Source organism: Emticicia sp. 17c, from assembly GCF_037153985.1.
Taxonomy (GTDB): Bacteria; Bacteroidota; Bacteroidia; order Cytophagales; family Spirosomataceae; genus Emticicia.
Genome location: NZ_JBBAYI010000074.1, coordinates 1 through 548, shown reverse-complemented (window position 1 = coordinate 548; position 548 = coordinate 1). Strand labels below are relative to the sequence as shown.

Here is a 548-nt window from a genome sequence, read left to right as displayed (position 1 = left end):
GGAGGTATACCAAATGCACCGACGCTTACAGCGGATAAAACGAGCTTGTGTGCCGGAGATTTTGCTACTTTAACAGCAGCGAATTGCAGTGGAACCTTAAACTGGCGTAAGGATGGTCAATCAGTGACTTATTCAAATCCGGCGATAGTAACGCAATCAGGCGTTTATACGGCTACTTGTACGACTAATTGTGGGACGAGTGTGGCATCCAATAGCATTCAAATCACAACTGGAGGTATACCAAATGCGCCGACGATTACGGCGGATAAAACGAGCTTGTGCGCTGGAGATTTTGCTACCTTGACGGCAGCGAATTGCAGTGGTACATTAAACTGGCGTAAGGATGGACAATCAGTGAACTATTCAAATCCGGCGGTGGTGACGCAATCAGGTGCTTATACGGCCACTTGTACGACAAATTGTGGGACGAGTGTAGCATCCAATAGCATTCAAATCAGTACTGGAGGTATACCAAATGCGCCGACGCTTACAGCGGATAAAACGAGCTTGTGTGCCGGAGATTTTGCTACCTTGACGGCAGCGAATTG

General features: G+C 47.6%; 1 pseudogene. It reads left to right on the top strand.

Going from position 1 to position 548, the window contains the following annotated elements:
* Positions 1 to 548, top strand: a pseudogene (locus WAA15_RS24545) (hypothetical protein); the annotation flags it as partial.